At 53.0% G+C, this 17235-nt stretch carries 16 protein-coding genes, 1 tRNA gene and 1 pseudogene; 11 read left to right on the top strand and 7 right to left on the bottom strand.

Translation table 11 applies throughout. The features are described from left to right. Positions 1-185: 185 nt before the first annotated feature. Positions 186-437 (top strand): annotated as a pseudogene (locus PGR29_RS10375) (integrase); the annotation flags it as partial. 102 nt (positions 438-539) lie between these two features. Here PGR29_RS10375 and PGR29_RS10370 read toward each other — a convergent pair. Both PGR29_RS10370 and PGR29_RS10365 read right to left on the bottom strand, forming a co-directional pair. Continuing rightward, positions 540-627 (bottom strand) — tRNA-Ser (locus PGR29_RS10370). Positions 628-770: 143 nt separating this feature from the next. Then, positions 771-2399: an ABC transporter substrate-binding protein gene (locus PGR29_RS10365; RefSeq protein ID WP_316424486.1), complete on the bottom strand. Its 1629-nt coding sequence runs from the start codon at positions 2397-2399 to the stop codon at positions 771-773. 265 nt (positions 2400-2664) lie between these two features. Between PGR29_RS10365 and yccA the strand changes: the two genes are divergently transcribed. Together yccA and tusE are read left to right on the top strand one after the other, a co-directional pair. Then, positions 2665-3324, top strand: coding sequence for an FtsH protease modulator YccA (gene yccA, locus PGR29_RS10360; RefSeq protein ID WP_015704916.1), 660 nt, complete (start codon positions 2665-2667; stop codon positions 3322-3324). Between the two features lie 87 nt (positions 3325-3411). Then, positions 3412-3741: a sulfurtransferase TusE gene (gene tusE / locus PGR29_RS10355; protein WP_045360166.1), complete on the top strand. Its 330-nt coding sequence runs from the start codon at positions 3412-3414 to the stop codon at positions 3739-3741. Here the strand turns inward: tusE and yccX are convergent. Then, on the bottom strand, positions 3738-4019 hold the full coding sequence (gene yccX, locus PGR29_RS10350; RefSeq protein WP_113374274.1) for an acylphosphatase: 282 nt from the start codon (positions 4017-4019) through the stop codon (positions 3738-3740). The genes tusE and yccX overlap by 4 nt on opposite strands. Positions 4020-4202: 183 nt before the next feature. Between yccX and rlmI the strand changes: the two genes are divergently transcribed. Next, positions 4203-5405, top strand: coding sequence for a 23S rRNA (cytosine(1962)-C(5))-methyltransferase RlmI (gene rlmI, locus PGR29_RS10345; RefSeq protein ID WP_015367414.1), 1203 nt, complete (start codon positions 4203-4205; stop codon positions 5403-5405). Positions 5406-5503: 98 nt separating this feature from the next. Beyond that, entirely contained in the window at positions 5504-5821 is a 318-nt protein-coding gene (gene hspQ / locus PGR29_RS10340) for a heat shock protein HspQ (protein WP_015367415.1), read from the top strand. Positions 5822-5877: 56 nt separating this feature from the next. Here the strand turns inward: hspQ and PGR29_RS10335 are convergent, their stop codons facing one another. After that, entirely contained in the window at positions 5878-6291 is a 414-nt protein-coding gene (locus PGR29_RS10335) for a CoA-binding protein (RefSeq protein WP_087858124.1), read from the bottom strand. A gap of 157 nt (positions 6292-6448) precedes the next feature. Here PGR29_RS10335 and mgsA point away from each other — a divergent pair, with 157 nt between their 5' ends. Then, positions 6449-6907, top strand: a complete 459-nt coding sequence (mgsA, locus tag PGR29_RS10330; RefSeq protein ID WP_015367424.1) for a methylglyoxal synthase — start codon at positions 6449-6451, stop codon at positions 6905-6907. Between the two features lie 30 nt (positions 6908-6937). Here mgsA and helD read toward each other — a convergent pair whose 3' ends face one another. After that, complete coding sequence (helD, locus tag PGR29_RS10325) at positions 6938-8992, bottom strand: DNA helicase IV (protein ID WP_316424485.1); 2055 nt, start codon at positions 8990-8992, stop codon at positions 6938-6940. 123 nt (positions 8993-9115) lie between these two features. Here helD and PGR29_RS10320 point away from each other — a divergent pair, with 123 nt between their 5' ends. After that, positions 9116-9562: a YccF domain-containing protein gene (locus tag PGR29_RS10320; RefSeq protein WP_020079238.1), complete on the top strand. Its 447-nt coding sequence runs from the start codon at positions 9116-9118 to the stop codon at positions 9560-9562. Between the two features lie 17 nt (positions 9563-9579). After that, positions 9580-11715 carry a YccS family putative transporter gene (gene yccS, locus PGR29_RS10315; protein WP_213317011.1) on the top strand — a complete coding sequence of 712 codons (2136 nt, stop codon included), beginning with the start codon at positions 9580-9582 and terminating at the stop codon, positions 11713-11715. On the opposite strand, the gene PGR29_RS10310 is transcribed toward yccS, so the two are convergent. Next, positions 11703-12326: a TfoX/Sxy family DNA transformation protein gene (locus PGR29_RS10310; RefSeq protein ID WP_183269027.1), complete on the bottom strand. Its 624-nt coding sequence runs from the start codon at positions 12324-12326 to the stop codon at positions 11703-11705. The genes yccS and PGR29_RS10310 overlap by 13 nt on opposite strands. 449 nt (positions 12327-12775) lie before the next feature. On the opposite strand from PGR29_RS10310, the gene sulA reads away from it, so the two are divergent. Continuing rightward, positions 12776-13285, top strand: a complete 510-nt coding sequence (gene sulA, locus PGR29_RS10305) for an SOS-induced cell division inhibitor SulA (protein WP_087858128.1) — start codon at positions 12776-12778, stop codon at positions 13283-13285. Positions 13286-13637: 352 nt separating this feature from the next. Further along, complete coding sequence (ompA, locus tag PGR29_RS10300; protein ID WP_087858164.1) at positions 13638-14690, top strand: porin OmpA; 1053 nt, start codon at positions 13638-13640, stop codon at positions 14688-14690. A gap of 93 nt (positions 14691-14783) precedes the next feature. Here ompA and matP read toward each other — a convergent pair whose 3' ends face one another. Then, on the bottom strand, positions 14784-15236 hold the full coding sequence (matP, locus tag PGR29_RS10295) for a macrodomain Ter protein MatP (protein ID WP_087858129.1): 453 nt from the start codon (positions 15234-15236) through the stop codon (positions 14784-14786). A gap of 185 nt (positions 15237-15421) precedes the next feature. Between matP and PGR29_RS10290 the strand changes: the two genes are divergently transcribed. After that, positions 15422-17179 carry a Lon protease family protein gene (locus PGR29_RS10290; protein ID WP_316424484.1) on the top strand — a complete coding sequence of 586 codons (1758 nt, stop codon included), beginning with the start codon at positions 15422-15424 and terminating at the stop codon, positions 17177-17179. Positions 17180-17235 lie beyond the last annotated feature (56 nt).

Raw genomic sequence — 17235 nt, 5'->3', positions numbered from 1 at the left:
ACAAATTGTCAGTTGGGGTCTGGACAAATAAACACGATTACTGGATTTCTAATGCAGATAATTTCTCCTCCAGTTTGTCTACTCGCTTAATCAACACCTTTACCGCTGCCAGCGAGTCCATCATGATTACGTTGTTATCCAGCTGCAGGCGATCGTCGTTTACCCTCTCACCGTTGCGCATGTATGGGCGGATGAATAAAAAAACATTCAATACATGGTGGAATAATGTGAAAAAGCAAGCCGCGGTGAAACTGGGTCGCCCTGTTCCGGGTACGTTCCACGATATTAAAGCCAAAGCAATTTCAGACTATGAAGGTAGTAGCAAAGAGAAGCAGATGTTTAGTGGACACAAAACAGAAAGCCAAGTTGTGACGTATGATTGTAAGGTCAAAATATCGCCGACGCTGGACGTTCCGATGATGAGCAAGGAGAAGTGAAAGCGGCAGTTGGGCAGCAAAATATACCAAGTGAATATACCAACACTATACCAACAGCCCAAAGCAACAAGGGGCTACCTTTCGGTAACCCCTTGTTTAATTTGGCGGAAGCGTAGAGATTCGAACTCTAGAACCCTTTCGGGTCGCCGGTTTTCAAGACCGGTGCCTTCAACCGCTCGGCCACGCTTCCGGTATGGGGCGCACTATAAACACCTCTGCCGATGCTGTAAAGCATCATTTTGTTCAACTGCCTTAAAAACAAACAAATCTGTGTTATTCGTCTGAATTTCAGGCAGTTCGCGCAGAAATTCGGCGTTAAGAACGCCCTTTGACTCAGTGTTTTATGATGTACATATCTTTGGTGTAGTAATAGCCCAGCTTATCCGGCTCGAACCCACCGACCCACGGCTTCACTAGATGGGTACGCACGTAGTGATAAACCGGAATCGCGGGCACATCCTCAGCCAACAGATCCTCCGCTTGCTGATAGAATTTGCCTCGCGCGGCGGTATCCGCCGCCTTCGCCGCATCATGCAGCGCTTTATCATAGGCCGGGTTACTGTACTGACTGGTGTTTTCGCTGTCGCCGGTGCGGAAGTTATTGAGGAATGACGCCGCATCGTCATAATCCGCGATCCAGGCATAACGCACAGCATCAAAATTATGCGTATGCATGGTATCCAGCATGGTCTTCCACTCCTGATTCTGCAGCTTCGCCTCTACGCCAAGATTTTTCTTCCACATCGAACTGGCGGCGATGGCAATGCGCTGGTGCGTCTCCGAGGTGTTATAAAGCAGGTTAAAGACCAGCGGATGACTTTCGTTAAAGCCCGCCTCGTTAAGCAGTTTTTTTGCCTCGGCAATGCGTTTGTCGCGCGGCCAGCTGGCGTAATCCGGTTGTTTAAGCGTAACGCCGCCGATATCGGGCTGGCTAATCAGCCATGCCGGACGCTGCCCCTGCCCCATCACCTTCTCGGCGATGATATCTTTATCTAGCCCCATGTTGAGCGCCCGTCGCACTCTGGGGTCATTAAAGGGCGGTTTAGTGGTATTGAGTTCGTAATAGTAGGTCGCCAGCTGTGGAGAAACATTCAGCTGCGAGCCCATCGTTTTCTTGAGTAACGCAAACTGGTTCACCGGCAGCGTATAAACAATATCTATCTCACCGGCTTTATAACGATTCACATCCGCCGCTTCGGAGGTAATCGGCAGATAGGTCACTTTATTGATTACCGTATGTTCATTATCCCAGTACTTAGGATTGCGTTGCGCCACGATGCGCTCGTTGACGACCCACTTCGAAAGCGTATAAGGGCCGCTGGTGACAATATGTTCCGGTTTAGTCCATTTATCCCCAAAGCGCTCCACCAGCACCTTATCAATAGGCACCAGCGACGGGTGAGCAAGCATTGCGAGGAAGGCGGCGTTAGGCTGATCCAACGTGACCTGCAGCGTGGTATCGTCCAGCGCTTTTACGCCGAGAGTTTCCGGCGACTGTTTTCCCTCCGAAATATCGCGGGCGTTAACGATATGCATATTACCCGGATAGCTGGCGTACGGCGAAGCGGTGGTCGGCGTGACCAGCCGCTGCCAGCTCCAGACGATATCCTGCGCGGTAATTGCTGTCCCATCGGACCAGGTGATGCCAGGGCGCAGATGGAAAGTCCAGACGAGGTTATCTTTATTCTCCCACTTCAGCGCCAGCCGCGGCTGAATCTCGCCCTGCGGCGAAACGCTCACCAACCCTTCGAACAGATCGCTGATGATATTATACTCAACGTCGCTTTCGACCTTATGCGGATCGAGCGAGGCGGGTTCATTACCGTTGTTCCTGACGAGCTCCTGTTTTGCTGCAAGTTCGGTACCCTGCGGGACCTGGGCGGCCATTGCCGCGGCCGCGCTGCCGAGTAACCCCAAAACCAGTAATGCGTGCGTGATGTGGTTATATTGTTGTAGTTTCATTTCCCTTGCCTTTATGCTTCGTTGATACCCCTTCCACACTTAGTCGCTGACTGACATTAAGGCAATATTTTTCAGTGACCTATAAGATTCAGATCTGCTTTCCACCGCTGAACGCATAAACATACTGTCGTAATCCATTTTTCCAGAATAAAAAGCTACCCCACCGGCGCCGGGATCTGAGTAAAGATGGGTAAAAGCATTATGGCTTTCGGCTCGCTTTTCTTATGCTTCATAACTAATTACATCTGTCATAAGAGAGTGACTCATGGATCGTATAATTACTTCATCGCGTGACCGTTCATCGCTGCTCAGCACGCACAAAGTTCTGCGTAACACCTATTTTCTGCTCAGCCTGACGCTGGCGTTTTCGGCTATCACCGCCACCGCCAGCACCGTGCTGATGCTGCCGTCTCCGGGGCTTATCCTCACCCTGGTGGGCATGTATGGTCTGATGTTCCTGACCTACAAACTGGCTAATAAACCAAGCGGTATTCTGGCGGCCTTCGCCTTTACCGGCTTCCTCGGCTACATTCTGGGGCCAATGCTGAACGCTTACCTCTCCGCAGGCATGGGCGATTTGATCGGCCTGGCGCTGGGCGGCACCGCACTGGTCTTCTTCTGCTGCTCGGCTTACGTATTGACGACGCGCAAAGACATGTCCTTCCTCGGCGGCATGCTGATGGCGGGCGTGGTGGTCGTTCTGATTGGTATGGTGGCGAACATCTTCCTGCAGCTGCCGGCTCTACATCTGGCCATCAGCGCGGTGTTCATCCTTATCTCTTCCGGCGCGATTTTGTTTGAAACCAGCAACATCATCCGCGGCGGCGAGACCAACTACATTCGCGCCACCGTTAGCCTGTATGTTTCGCTGTACAACATTTTCGTCAGCCTGCTGAGCATCCTCGGCTTCGCCAGCAGAGACTAACCTTCTCTCCTGCAACACCAGGCCTCGCTTATGCGGGGCCTTATTTTTTGCTACACTGCGCGCAGTTTCCGCATTATGTGAAAAATCATGTTTATCTTTGAAGGCAGTGAAATAGAGACCGATAGCGAAGGCTATCTGAAAGAGACGACTCAGTGGAGTGAAGCGATGGCGGAAGTTATCGCCGCTCAGGAAGGGATCACCCTGTCCGTCGAACACTGGGAAGTAGTGCGCTTCGTGCGCGATTTTTATCTGGAATTCAACACTTCGCCAGCCATCCGTATGCTGGTCAAAGCAATGGCGAATAAATTCGGTGAAGAGAAAGGCAACAGCCGCTATCTGTACCGGTTATTCCCCAAAGGGCCGGCCAAGCAGGCGACGAAAATCGCCGGCCTGCCTAAACCGGTGAAGTGCATTTAATAGAGAATAGCGAATTTTTGCCACTCTCTGGTGGGTTGATGGGGCTCGGTTAACACCCTGTCGACCCTTGCGCTACGCGGACCGCCGGCCTTAAGCCAGGCAATCAGTTTTTCCACCTGTTCCGCTTGTCCGCAGGCCAGCACTTCCACGCTGCCATCATCCAGATTTCGCGCATAACCGGTCAGTCCCAGCTGCAGCGCTTCACGCTGCGTTGAATAGCGGAATCCCACGCCCTGAACGACTCCGTGAACCCACGCCATCGTGCATACCTTCGCCATTATTACCTCCTCAACTGCGCTATCCTGATGCAGAGCATAGCAAATTATCGCCAGCATACTCGCTTTTGCCTGACGCTAAAACATCCGCCCGACGGCGGCAGGAATGGTGCTTGCCCCAGCCAGTTATGCTAATCTACGCGCCATTATTTCGGTGCCGACGCTCCGTCGCTTAAAGGTAGCCCCATGACAGATTCCATTATCCCACGCTTAGTATTAGCCAAAGGACGCGAGAAATCCCTGCTGCGTCGCCATCCATGGATTTTCTCCGGCGCCGTCGCCCGGATGGAAGGTAAAGCTCGTTCCGGCGAGACGATCGATATCGTTGATTCGCAGGGGAAATGGCTCGCTCGCGGCGCCTATTCGCCCTCCTCGCAGATCCGCGCCCGCGTCTGGAGTTTCGATCGTCATGAAGCTATCGATAATGCTTTTTTTGAGCGTCGCCTGCAGCAGGCGCAAACCTGGCGTCAATGGCTGGCCGAACGCGATGGTCTTGACAGCTATCGTTTAATCGCCGGGGAATCCGACGGCCTGCCAGGCGTGACAATCGATCGCTTTGGCGATTTCTTCGTCCTGCAGCTGTTGAGCGCCGGCGCGGAGTATCAGCGTGCGGCTATCGTTAGCGCCCTGCAAACCCTGTTCCCGCAATGCTCGATTTACGATCGCAGCGATGTGGCGGTACGTAAAAAAGAAGGGTTGGATCTGGCGCAGGGCCCGGTAGTAGGCGAACTGCCGCCGGCGCTGCTGCCTATTACCGAACACGGTATGCAGCTGCTGGTGGATATCCAGGGCGGCCATAAAACCGGTTACTATCTCGATCAGCGCGATAGCCGTCTGGCGACCCGCCGCTACGTCGCCGATAAGCGCGTCCTCAACTGCTTCTCTTATACCGGCGGATTCGCGGTTTCTGCGCTGATGGGCGGCTGCCGTCAGGTCACCAGCGTTGATACCTCACAGGAGGCGCTGGATGTCGCCAGACAGAACGTTGAGCTGAATAAGCTGGATCTGTCGAAAGCCGAATTCGTACGCGACGACGTGTTCAAACTGCTGCGTAAATATCGCGATCAGGGGGAAAAATTCGATGTCATCGTCATGGATCCGCCGAAATTCGTCGAAAACAAAAGCCAACTGATGGGCGCCTGCCGCGGCTATAAAGACATTAATATGCTGGCGATCCAGCTATTGAACCCAGGTGGCGTACTGCTGACTTTCTCCTGTTCCGGCCTGATGACCACCGATTTATTTCAGAAAATCATCGCTGACGCCGCAATAGATGCCGGGCGTGATGTACAATTTATAGAGCAGTTCCGTCAGGCTGCCGATCACCCAGTGATCGCAACCTACCCGGAAGGTCTGTATCTGAAAGGGTTTGCCTGTCGCGTCATGTAACTTGAAAAGCGGAACATCGCCCACACGTTATTCTCATGACTCAAGAACATTTGAAGATGATGGATACAGTGGGCGCCAGCGTTTCCCGGGAGGTGACTATGATTGCCAGCAAATTCGGTATCGGCCAACAGGTTCGCCATACGCTACTCGGCTACCTTGGCGTAATCGTTGATATCGATCCAGAGTATTCGCTTGACGAGCCCGCCGCGGATGAAATCGGCGCCAACGATGAACTGCGCGCGGCCCCCTGGTATCATGTTGTGATGGAAGATGAGGACGGCCAGCCTGTTCACACCTACCTCGCGGAAGCGCAGCTCAGTAGTGAAGCCAGCGATGAACATCCCGAACAGCCGTCGATGGACGAACTGGCGCAGACTATCCGTAAGCAGTTGCAGGCGCCGCGGCTGCGTAACTGACTGGCCTATGTTCCCGATGCTTCGTTAAAAACCCCGTTAACACGGGGTTTTTTATTTTACTTCGCCAGCCCAAGCCGCGGAATTTCAATCGCAGGACAGCGGTCCATCACCACATTTAATCCCGCTTCACGCGCCATTACCGCCGCCTGTTCATTAATAACGCCAAGCTGCATCCATAGCGTTTTCGCCCCGATGGCGACAGCCTCTTGCGCCACGCCCCACGCCGCTTCGGAATTGCGGAACACATCGACCATATCGACCTTTTCAGGTACCTCCGCCAGGGTGGCATAGCCTTGTTGACCGAGCAGCGTTTTGCCCGCCACCTTGGGCGAAACCGGGATGACGTGATATCCCTGTTCCAGCAGATATCGCATGACCCGATAGCTCGGGCGGTCTGGCTTGTCGCTGGCGCCTACCAGCGCAATTGTCCGGGTGGTAGTCAGAATGCCGGCAATATCGTTCTCTTTCATCATAATCCTCCTGCGCTTTAGCCCTAGTGTAAGCTAATCCGGGTAAACCAGCCATCCAGCCTAACTCACAGATACGGCAAAATTTTTCTCCCCGACGCTTGCAGCATCAGTCACTTCCAGTAATCTGTCTGCAAGTTAATATAAGTGGAACCCCATTATGGAACTGACAACACGTACCTTACCCGCACGCAAACATATCGCGCTGGTAGCACACGATCACTGCAAAGATCTGCTGATGAAATGGGTCGAACGTCACCAGGCGCTACTGGCACAGCACCAGCTTTATGCTACCGGGACCACCGGCAATCTGGTTTCACGCGCCACCGGGCTGGAAGTAAAAGCAATGTTGAGCGGCCCGATGGGCGGCGACCAGCAGGTGGGCGCGCTGATTTCGGAAGGGAAAATTGATGTACTGATCTTCTTCTGGGATCCGCTGAATGCAGTGCCGCACGATCCTGACGTCAAAGCGCTCCTGCGTCTGGCGACGGTTTGGAATATTCCGGTAGCCACGAATGCCGCCACCGCTGACTTTATCATCCAGTCGCCGGACTTTAATCAACCGATTGAAATTCTCATCCCTGATTACCAGCGCTACCTTGCCGAGCGCCTGAAGTAATACCCGCGGCGGCCTCAAGGCCGCCGATGCTCAGGGCTTTCGCGCCACCGGCGCGCCCAACTCCTGCAGCATCTCAACAAACGGCGATGGTCGTTCTTTATTGAACAGCAGCCAGACCCGCAGGCGGGCGCGGGTTATCGCCACATACAGTAGCCGACGCTCTTCAGCATCGGGGAAATCTTCCGGCTGTGGCAGCAACGCTTGCTCCATTACCGACTCTCTGGCCGGCGCCGGGAAGGCGTCATCACCCTCCTGCAAGCCCAACACAATAACAAAATCGGCCTGCTGGCCTTTGCTGGCATGAATTGTCATAAAATCTAGCTGCAGATGCGGCCAACGCGTTGCGGCCTTTTCCAGCGCGGCGGGTTTCAGATGGTGATAGCGCGCCAGCAACAAAATCCGCTGTTCGGGTTTAACGTAGCCGCTTAGCTTGTCGAGCAGATCGTCAAGTTTATCATCGGGCAGCAGGGTCACCGCTTTCTTATCGCCAGCGGTCAGGCTATTCAGCGGCTTAGCCAACTGATGCGGGTTTTGCTGAATAAAACCGTTGGCGATCTCGCCGATACGACCGTTAAATCGATAGGTGGTATCCAGCGCGCAACAGTCCCCTTCGCCAAAGTAGTGGTTAAATGCCGTCGTTAAAGAAAGCTGCGCGCCGCTAAAGCGATAAATCGCCTGCCAGTCGTCACCGACGGCAAATAACGTCGTCTGCTTATTTTGCCGGCGCAGCGCCGCCAGCAGCTCAGCGCGCTGTGGAGAGATATCCTGAAATTCATCCACCAGAATATGTTTCCAGGGGCTCACAAAACGGCCTTTATCCAGTATGTTAACGGCCTGGTGAATAAGCCCGGAGAAATCAACGGCATTCTCCTCTTTCAACGCCGTTTTCCAGGCTTTCAGCAGCGGGGCCATCAGTTTCACACGCTTATTAAAGAGGTCGCGTACCTCTTCAGGCGCGCTGGCGATCATCTCCGCCTGCGAGCCGCCATGCATACGCATCAAACTAACCCAGCGGTCAAGACGACCGGCCAGACGACGCAGCAGCGCGCGATCCTGCCAGAAATCGCCTTCGTCAATCTGCCACTCCATCTCATCCATCAACCACTGACGCCAGCCTTTGGCCTGCGCTTTTTTCTCCTGACACTGCTGCTGCCAGGCCTTCAACAAAAGCTTTTGCCGGGCGGCGGTATCGTTTTCCAGCTTACTGATCGCCGGCACCTTCTTGCTGCCCTGCTGAATAATATGTAACGCCAGTGAATGAAAGGTCCGCGCAGCAATCTCGTCGGTTCCCAATCGCTCCTGAATACGTTCATCCATTTCCTGAGCCGCCTGACGGCCAAACGCCAGGAGCAGGATCTGATCGGCTGCCGCCTCGCCGCGATTTAACAGCCACCCTGCACGAGCAACCAGTACCGAGGTTTTGCCGCTACCGGCGCCGGCAAGTACCAGCAACGAACGCTCGCCGTTAACCACCGCCCGCGCCTGCGCCGGGTTAAGTGGCGAAGACTCAATCTTATCGAAGAAACCGCGATACTGTTCCAGCATGGCTTCGGTATAGGCTTGATTATGCGCCAGGCGAGCCTCGTCGATATCGCTAAGCCAGCACTGACACTGGCGCCACAGTTCGCGGCAGTTATCGAATTCATCCAGACGGCACTCAGGAAAAGGCAGTCCGGTTAAGGCCTGGCGTATCTTCGCCTGAACATCGGCGACCTGCTGGCGGGTCAGCCACTTACCTTCGGCGCTGGCGCGTTCAATTTCACTTAACTGTTGGCGCAGTAATTGCGCGGCAATTTCGCTCATCTCCGCGCTCCACTGCTGCCAGAGATTATTGAGATGATGATAGAAATGCTGCGTCTCAGCCCATTCGGTACCATGCAAACGCACAACTTTGCTTTCAGGCAGCGCGAACTCCAGCTCGCCCCACACCAGACCGCGCTTACATTGAACTGACAATAACTGATTGAAAGGTATAAGATACTCATGACGATCGCCGGAGACTTTAACCCCGGCATTCAGCAACTGCACCCTATCATAAGGATGCTGCGCCATGCGTTTGCCCAATGTTGTCGCTTTAAGTTCCATATATCGCCAAATTTCAATCAGTTTGAATGTTTTTAAGTTTAACCGCCCGCGAGCAGGTGCTCCAGCGCAAAAAAACGTTACAATTATCGGGTCTTATTATCCATAGGGTTAAACAGAGGGTTTATGCGTACCATTCTGAATATTTTGAACTTTGTTCTTGGCGGTTTCGCCACCACGCTCGGTTGGCTACTGGCGACGCTGGTCAGTATTATTTTGATCTTCACGTTACCGCTGACGCGTTCATGTTGGGAAATCACCAGGCTATCGCTGTTCCCCTACGGTAATGAAGCCATTCATGTTGATGAACTGGAACCTGAAGCAAAAAACAGCTTACTGAACGCGGGCGGCACTATTTTGAACATTTTGTGGTTCATGTTCTTTGGCTGGTGGCTATGCCTGATGCATATCTTCAGCGGTATCGCCCAGTGCCTGACCATCATTGGTATCCCTGTCGGGATCGCCAACTTTAAAATTGCCGCCATTGCGCTTTGGCCAGTAGGACGCCGCGTGGTCTCCGTTGAAACGGCGCGCGCCGCGCGCGAAGCCAACGCCCGCCGTCGCTTTCAGTAATTGTACGGAACACTGTTATGTTAAGCCCCCTGCTCCGCCGTTATACATGGAATAGCGCCTGGTTATATAACGCCAGGATATTTATTGCGCTTTGTGGCACCACGGTTGCGCCGTGGTGGATTGGCGAAGTCAAACTCACCATCCCGTTAACGCTTGGCGTGGTTGCCGCGGCGTTGACCGACCTTGACGATCGCCTTACCGGGCGGCTACGTAATCTCGCTATTACGCTGGTCTGTTTCTTTATTGCTTCAGCGTCGGTGGAATTATTGTTTCCATGGCCGTGGCTGTTTGCAATTGGCTTAACTCTGTCTACAACTGGGTTCATCCTGCTCGGTGGGCTGGGTCAACGCTATGCCACCATTGCTTTCGGCGCCTTACTGATCGCTATCTACACCATGTTAGGGGTCACTCTGTATAATAGCTGGTACCTGCAGCCGCTCTTTTTGCTGGCTGGGGCCATCTGGTACAACGTATTAACGCTCGCCGGGCATCTTATTTTTCCCATCCGCCCGCTGCAGGATAACCTTGCGCGCAGCTATGAACAGCTGGCGCAGTATCTCGAACTTAAATCCCGACTGTTCGATCCGGATATCGAAGATGAAAGTCAGGCGCCGTTGTACGATCTGGCGCTTGCTAACGGCAAGCTGGTCGCGATGCTTAACCAGACGAAAGCGTCTTTACTGACGCGCCTGCGCGGTGACCGCGGGCAACGCGGTACTCGTCGCACCCTGCAGTACTATTTCGTCGCCCAGGACATTCATGAACGTGCCAGCTCATCGCATATTCAGTATCAGACGCTTCGCGACCATTTCCGCTACAGCGATGTGATGTTCCGCTTCCAGCGGATGCTGTCGATGCAGGCGCAGGCGTGTCAGAAACTCTCCCGCGCCATCCTCTTACGCATTCCGTATCAGCACGATGCGCACTTCGAACGCGCCTTTATGCATCTCGACGCGGCGCTGGATCGCGTCCGCGCCAGCGGCGCGCCGCAAGATCAGGTCAAAGCGCTGGGTTTTCTGCTCAATAACCTGCGCGCCATTGATGCGCAATTGGCAACCATCGAATCGGTGCAAACCAGCGTGCTGGCCAGCAACCACCCCGAAAACCTGCTTGCAGACGATCGCCCCAGCGGGTTTAGCGACATTTGGTTACGGCTGCGCAGTAATATGACCCCGGAATCGGCACTTTTCCGCCACGCGGTGCGGATGTCGCTGGTGCTGTGCGCGGGCTATGCCTTTATTCAGTTTACCGGCCTCAACCACGGTTACTGGATTTTGCTCACCAGCCTGTTTGTTTGCCAGCCTAACTATAACGCTACCCGGCATCGCCTGGCGTTAAGGATCATCGGTACATTGATTGGCGTCGCAATCGGCCTACCGGTGCTGCTGCTAGTTCCTTCGGTCGAAGGCCAACTGCTGCTCATAGTACTAACCGGTGTGCTATTTTTCGCTTTTCGCAACGTCCAGTATGCGCATGCCACTATGTTTATCACGCTGCTGGTACTGCTGTGCTTTAACCTGTTGGGCGAGGGATTCGAAGTCGCTTTACCGCGTATCCTCGATACATTAATCGGCTGCGCTATCGCCTGGGCGGCAGTGACCTTTATCTGGCCAGACTGGAACTTCCGTAATTTACCTCGCGTACTGGATCAGGCTATCAACGCTAACTGCCGTTATCTGGACGCTATTCTTGAGCAGTATCATCAGGGGCGCGACAACCGTCTTGAGTATCGCGTCGCCAGGCGTAATGCACATAACCGGGATAGCGAGCTGGCATCAGTGGTATCCAATTTATCCACAGAGCCCAAAGCCGATAACACAATGCGTGAAACGGCATTCCGCCTGCTGTGCCTGAACCATACTTTTACCAGCTATATTTCCGCATTGGGGGCGCACAGGGAAAAGCTGACGACTCCGGAAATACTGGCGTTACTCGATGATGCCGTCTGCTACGTTGATGATGCGCTGCATCATTCTCCCGCGGACGAACAGCGCGTTCAGCTGGCGCTCAGCAATCTGCAATCGCGAATTCAGCATCTGGAACCGCGAGCCGACAGTAAGGAACCATTGGTCCTGCAGCAGATTGGGCTACTGCTCGCACTGCTGCCCGAAATATGTCGCCTGCAGCGCCGGATTGCCGGTCAACCGGAGTAATCCTCCACGCCGTATCCTTGCGTATTAGCCCACTCCCGTAGCTCCTGGCGCCGCTGCGCCGGGAGCGCGGCGGAATGGGTGCCGGCAATCGCGCCCGCCAGGGACTCGAGGACATTGATTGATATTCCTTTATTATGCTCCCTCAATTTTAACCAGCTTTTTTCCGCACCGATTGTACGCAACATTTTCACATCGGTTATTCCAGCATGAATCAACATCAATTCCATGTGGAAGCTGATATTAGGCAAATCCTTTAGCCTGCCGGAATCACGCTGATGCTGCTTTTCGCTACGCGCCGTATGCAATGACAGTTTCGAGAGATGAAACAGCATTTTACTGTCCTGCCATAATGCTTCATCTATACGGTAATATTTTAGCGCCACCGGCCGACCATTTTTGCGCATGATTAGCATTGGGCTATGATGCTCGACCCGATATTCTGCGCTTTGCTCACACACTCTAAGATAGATTTCGCCCTCGGCCACCATGGCAAACACGGTATTCTCTATCGCCAGGCTGTATCCGCCAAATAAAGGCCGGCTACTGATTTTGCCTAAGGGGGAAAGGCACTCCTGAAACTGGAGGAACCGTAATTTTGAAATTTTCTTCATGATCATTCCTTTGGTAATCATGGACATAAAAGTAATTTTATTAACGGATCCGTTATTGAAGAAAATAAGTGAGTTCGTTTTGTGCAGCAAGATGAATTTTGGCTTCATTTCAACCAGCTCGCCGTTTTGCGAGGCGCTTTCAGGAAAAAGTTATTCTGCAAATCCTGTTGCAGAGACTCGCTGAATACTTAAGCAATGTTAATTGATGAACAGCATATCGGCCCCATTGACGACATGGTCGGCAGCCATGAAGTAGAGATTAATGGAGGAGAATGTCTCCAGCGGGTTCAGCACAGAGACCGTGAATTCATATAAATAAGTCGCTGCGGCTCTGATTCATAGGCGAGGAGAGTGAATAAAATATATGCGAAAATGGGAAAATGAGGTTGACGTTAACCCCTGGCAGATATACTGTATATGCATACAGTAACTCACAGGCGGGATAGACTATGTTTACTTCAGCTCACGCAAATCGTTCACCACTGACTTCGGCTTCAGTACGTCGCCCTTCGCACAGCGTCGTCGAACATTCAGCCACTGGGCTGATTAGTGAAATCGTCTATCGCGAAGATCAACCCATGATGACGCAGCTTTTGTTGCTACCTTTATTACAACAGTTGGGCCAGCAGTCGCGCTGGCAGCTGTGGCTCACGCCGCAGCAGAAGCTGAGTAAAGAATGGGTACAGTCGTCCGGTCTGCCGCTATCAAAAGTGATGCAAATTAACCAGATGTCGCCCTGCAACACTCTGGAATCGATGATTCGCGCTTTACGTACCGGGAATTATAGCGTGGTTATCGGCTGGCTGGCGGATGAACTCACTGAACAAGAGCATGAACGTCTGGCGCAGGCTGCAGAAGAAGGTCATGCGATGGGCTTTATCATGCGCCCGGTGAGAAATACAAGCCAGCCTGGGAGACAATTAAGTGGGCTAAAAATTCACTCAAATTTATATCATTGAGTGAAATTAGGATTAATCCTGGAATTTTTTTTGCCTCATCAAAAACCATTCTCACAAAGTGGTTAATTTCACTGAGATCCCGGTGTGGTGCGGTTTTGCGACTTTTTACCGTGTTCACAAATTAACCATATTTGTTAAATATTGTGTATACAACCCTTTTTTTTCATATGCCTGACCGAGTTCACACTTGTAAGTTTCTAACTAAGTTGTAGACTTTACATCGCCAGGGGTGATCGGCTTACGCTGCATGTATCAGCATAGTTAACAACGAGTCACGCCCCCGGTGAAGGATTTAACCGTGAGGTCTTATGTACCTTCATGGCGAATTTTGGATGATAATGAGGCGCAAAAAATGAAAAAGACAGCTATCGCGATTGCAGTGGCACTGGCTGGCTTCGCTACCGTAGCGCAGGCCGCTCCGAAAGATAACACCTGGTATGCAGGTGGTAAACTGGGTTGGTCCCAGTTCCATGACACCGGCTGGTACAACAGCAACCTGAACAACAATGGCCCGACCCACGAAAGCCAGCTGGGCGCTGGTGCGTTCGGTGGTTATCAGGTTAACCCGTACCTCGGTTTCGAAATGGGTTACGACTGGCTGGGCCGTATGCCTTACAAAGGCGACAAAGTTAACGGCGCATTCAAAGCTCAGGGCGTTCAGCTGACCGCTAAACTGGGTTACCCGATCACTGACGATCTGGACATCTACACCCGTCTGGGCGGCATGGTATGGCGCGCTGACTCCAGCAACAGCATCGCTGGCGACAACCACGACACCGGCGTTTCCCCAGTATTCGCTGGCGGCGTTGAGTGGGCTATGACCCGTGACATCGCTACCCGTCTGGAATACCAGTGGGTTAACAACATCGGCGACGCAGGCACTGTAGGCGTTCGTCCGGACAACGGCATGCTGAGCGTTGGTGTTTCCTACCGTTTCGGTCAGGAAGACAATGCACCGGTTGTAGCTCCGGCTCCAGCTCCGGCTCCGGAAGTCACCACCAAGACCTTCACCCTGAAGTCTGACGTACTGTTCAACTTCAACAAAGCAACTCTGAAACCAGAAGGTCAGCAGGCTCTGGATCAGCTGTACACCCAGCTGAGCAACATGGATCCGAAAGACGGTTCTGCAGTTGTTCTGGGTTACACCGACCGCATCGGTTCCGAGCAGTACAACCAGAAACTGTCTGAGAAACGTGCTCAGTCCGTTGTTGACTACCTCGTAGCTAAAGGTATCCCTTCTAACAAGATCTCTGCTCGCGGTATGGGCAAATCTGATCCGGTTACCGGCAACACCTGTGACAACGTGAAAGCTCGCGCTGCACTGATCGACTGCCTGGCTCCGGATCGTCGCGTAGCGATCGAAGTTAAAGGTTACAAAGACGTAGTAACTCAGCCGCAGGCTTAAGTTTTCTACGATAAAAAACCCCGCTTATGCGGGGTTTTTTTTGGCCTGATTTTGAGTTCAAAGGAAAAATAAAGAGCGACATCGTAGCGGGACTTACTCTTTTCCTAAGAGCACCTGCAGATCGTGCTTCAGGCTCGACATCTTGCTGGCATATTTTTCTTTATGCTCGGCGTCTTCAATCAGCTGTACGATGGTTTCTGATAATGTCTTTCCTCGCCGTTGGGCAAGCCCGGCCAGGCGTTGCCACACAACGAACTCCAGATCGATGGACTTTTTCCGCGTATGCTGATGCTCGGCGTTGAAATGACGCTTGCGTCGTGCGCGAATAGTCTGCTTCATCCGGTTAACCAGCTCCGGATTCATATGCTGATCGATCCAGGTATTCACCAGAACAGGTTCATTTTCGAGCGTCAGCAAGACATCGACCGCGGCTTGCGCAGCGCTGGCTTCAATGTAGCGGGTAATCAGCTCACCTTCCCGGTGCTTCTTTACCAGATATTTCCATTTCCAGCCGCTTTCAAGGTTTTCCAGTTGTTGATATTTCATTGCGATCTCAATGTGACCGTGTAACTCATTTCAGGATATCAGTTTTTTCTGGATGTGCTGAGAATAAATCATCTTTCGTGATGTGGACGATTCCATTATCAGCGTGATAAACGCAATCCTCCGTGTGCTCAGACGCGGCTTCGGGTATAATCGCTCGTTTTACATCTGACTAAAAAACAGCGACTTTGACCATTACGAAACTTACCCGAAACGACCTCGCTCCTGATACGGAAAGTTATCAGGCGCTGTTTACCCAGGTCAATCTCGCCGAGACAGAGGCATCCCTCGCCGGCGATCTACAGCCCCGTTTATTTTATGCGCTGGAACAGCTTCTGATCACGCCAGCCATTTCATCTTTTATGCTGGTAAAGGCGCCGGAAGAACCGGAATATCTACATTGGGTAGCCGAAGCCGCCCGCAGCCTGCAGCAATCCACAACAGAGTTCTTCGGTGTACGCTATCAGGTCAACGGCGGCAACGTAACCATGTCGCCGGCACAAAGCGCGGAAGACAATTTTGCCAGCAGCGGTCCGGTTGAATCCGCCGACTGGATTGAAGCGGAGCAGCTCTTTGGTTGCGTACGCCAGTTTAACGGCGAAATTTCGCTGCAGCCGGGTCTGGTCCACCGCGCGAACGGTGGCGTCCTGTTGCTCTCCCTGCGTGCGCTACTGGCCCAGCCGCTGCTATGGATGCGCCTGAAGAACATGGTGACCCGCCAGCGCTTTGATTGGCTGTCTATTGACGAATCCCGCCCTCTTCCCGTTAGCATTCCTTCCATGCCGCTGAACCTGAGGATCATTCTGATCGGCGAGCGCGATGCGCTGGCTGACTTTCAGGAGATGGAACCGGAACTCGCGTCGCAGGCCATTTACAGCGAGTATGAAGACAACCTGCAGATAGCCGATGCCGACACCCTGAAACTCTGGTGCCAGTGGGTCTGGCAGAATGCTCGTCAGCTTTCGCTGCCGGGGCCGGCGACTGACGTATGGCCGCTGCTGATTGCAGAAGGCGCGCGAGATACCGGCGATCAGGAGACGCTTCCGCTTTCCCCTCTCTGGATTAGTCGCCAGCTGCGTGAAGCGGCAGCCTTCTGCGAAGGCGAATTGATTAGCGGCACGGAGATGCAAACCATGCTTGAGCGCCGTGAATGGCGTGAAGGCTATCTTGCCGAGCGGATGCGCGATGAAATTCTTCTAGATCAGATAATGATTGATACCGAAGGCGAATGCATCGGTCAGATCAACGCCCTGTCGGTAATCGAGTTTCCAGGCCATCCGCGCGCCTTTGGCGAACCTTCGCGCATCAGCTGCGTAGTGCATATCGGCGATGGCGAATTTATTGATGTTGAACGCAAAGCTGAACTGGGCGGCAATATTCACGCCAAAGGCATGATGATCATGCAGGCCTTTATCATGTCCGAACTTGAACTTGAACAGCAGCTGCCGTTTAGCGCATCACTGACCTTCGAGCAGTCCTACAGTGAAGTGGATGGCGATAGCGCCTCAATGGCTGAACTGTGCGCTCTCATCAGCGCGCTGGCCAATGTGCCAATCAACCAGAGTATTGCAATTACCGGTTCGGTCGATCAGTTCGGTCGCGTCCAGCCGGTCGGCGGACTAAACGAAAAGATTGAAGGTTTCTTCACCATCTGTCAGCAGCGCGGATTAACAGGCAAGCAAGGCGTCATTATCCCATCTGCCAACGTCCGCCATCTGAGCCTCGCCCAGGAACTTCGCCAGGCCGTGGCTGATGAGCAGTTCTTTATCTGGGCCATTGATGATGTTACCGAAGCCCTGCCGCTTCTCACCCAGCTGCAATGGGATGGTGAAGGACAAACGCTACGACAAACTATTCAGGAACGGATTGTGCAGGCGATGCAACAAGAGACTCGCCATCGTTTTCCATGGCCGCTACGCTGGTTAGGCGGATCAAATTCGAACTGATCGGACTTGTTCAGCTTACACGTGTTAGCTATCCTGCGTCCCGAACTCAAAATAAG

The sequence above is a fragment of the Klebsiella sp. 141203 genome (assembly GCF_032601985.1).
Classification (GTDB): Bacteria; Pseudomonadota; Gammaproteobacteria; order Enterobacterales; family Enterobacteriaceae; genus Klebsiella; species Klebsiella aerogenes.
The sequence above is the reverse complement of the archived record's forward strand: the minus strand, read 5'-3'. Positions and strand labels throughout refer to the sequence as shown.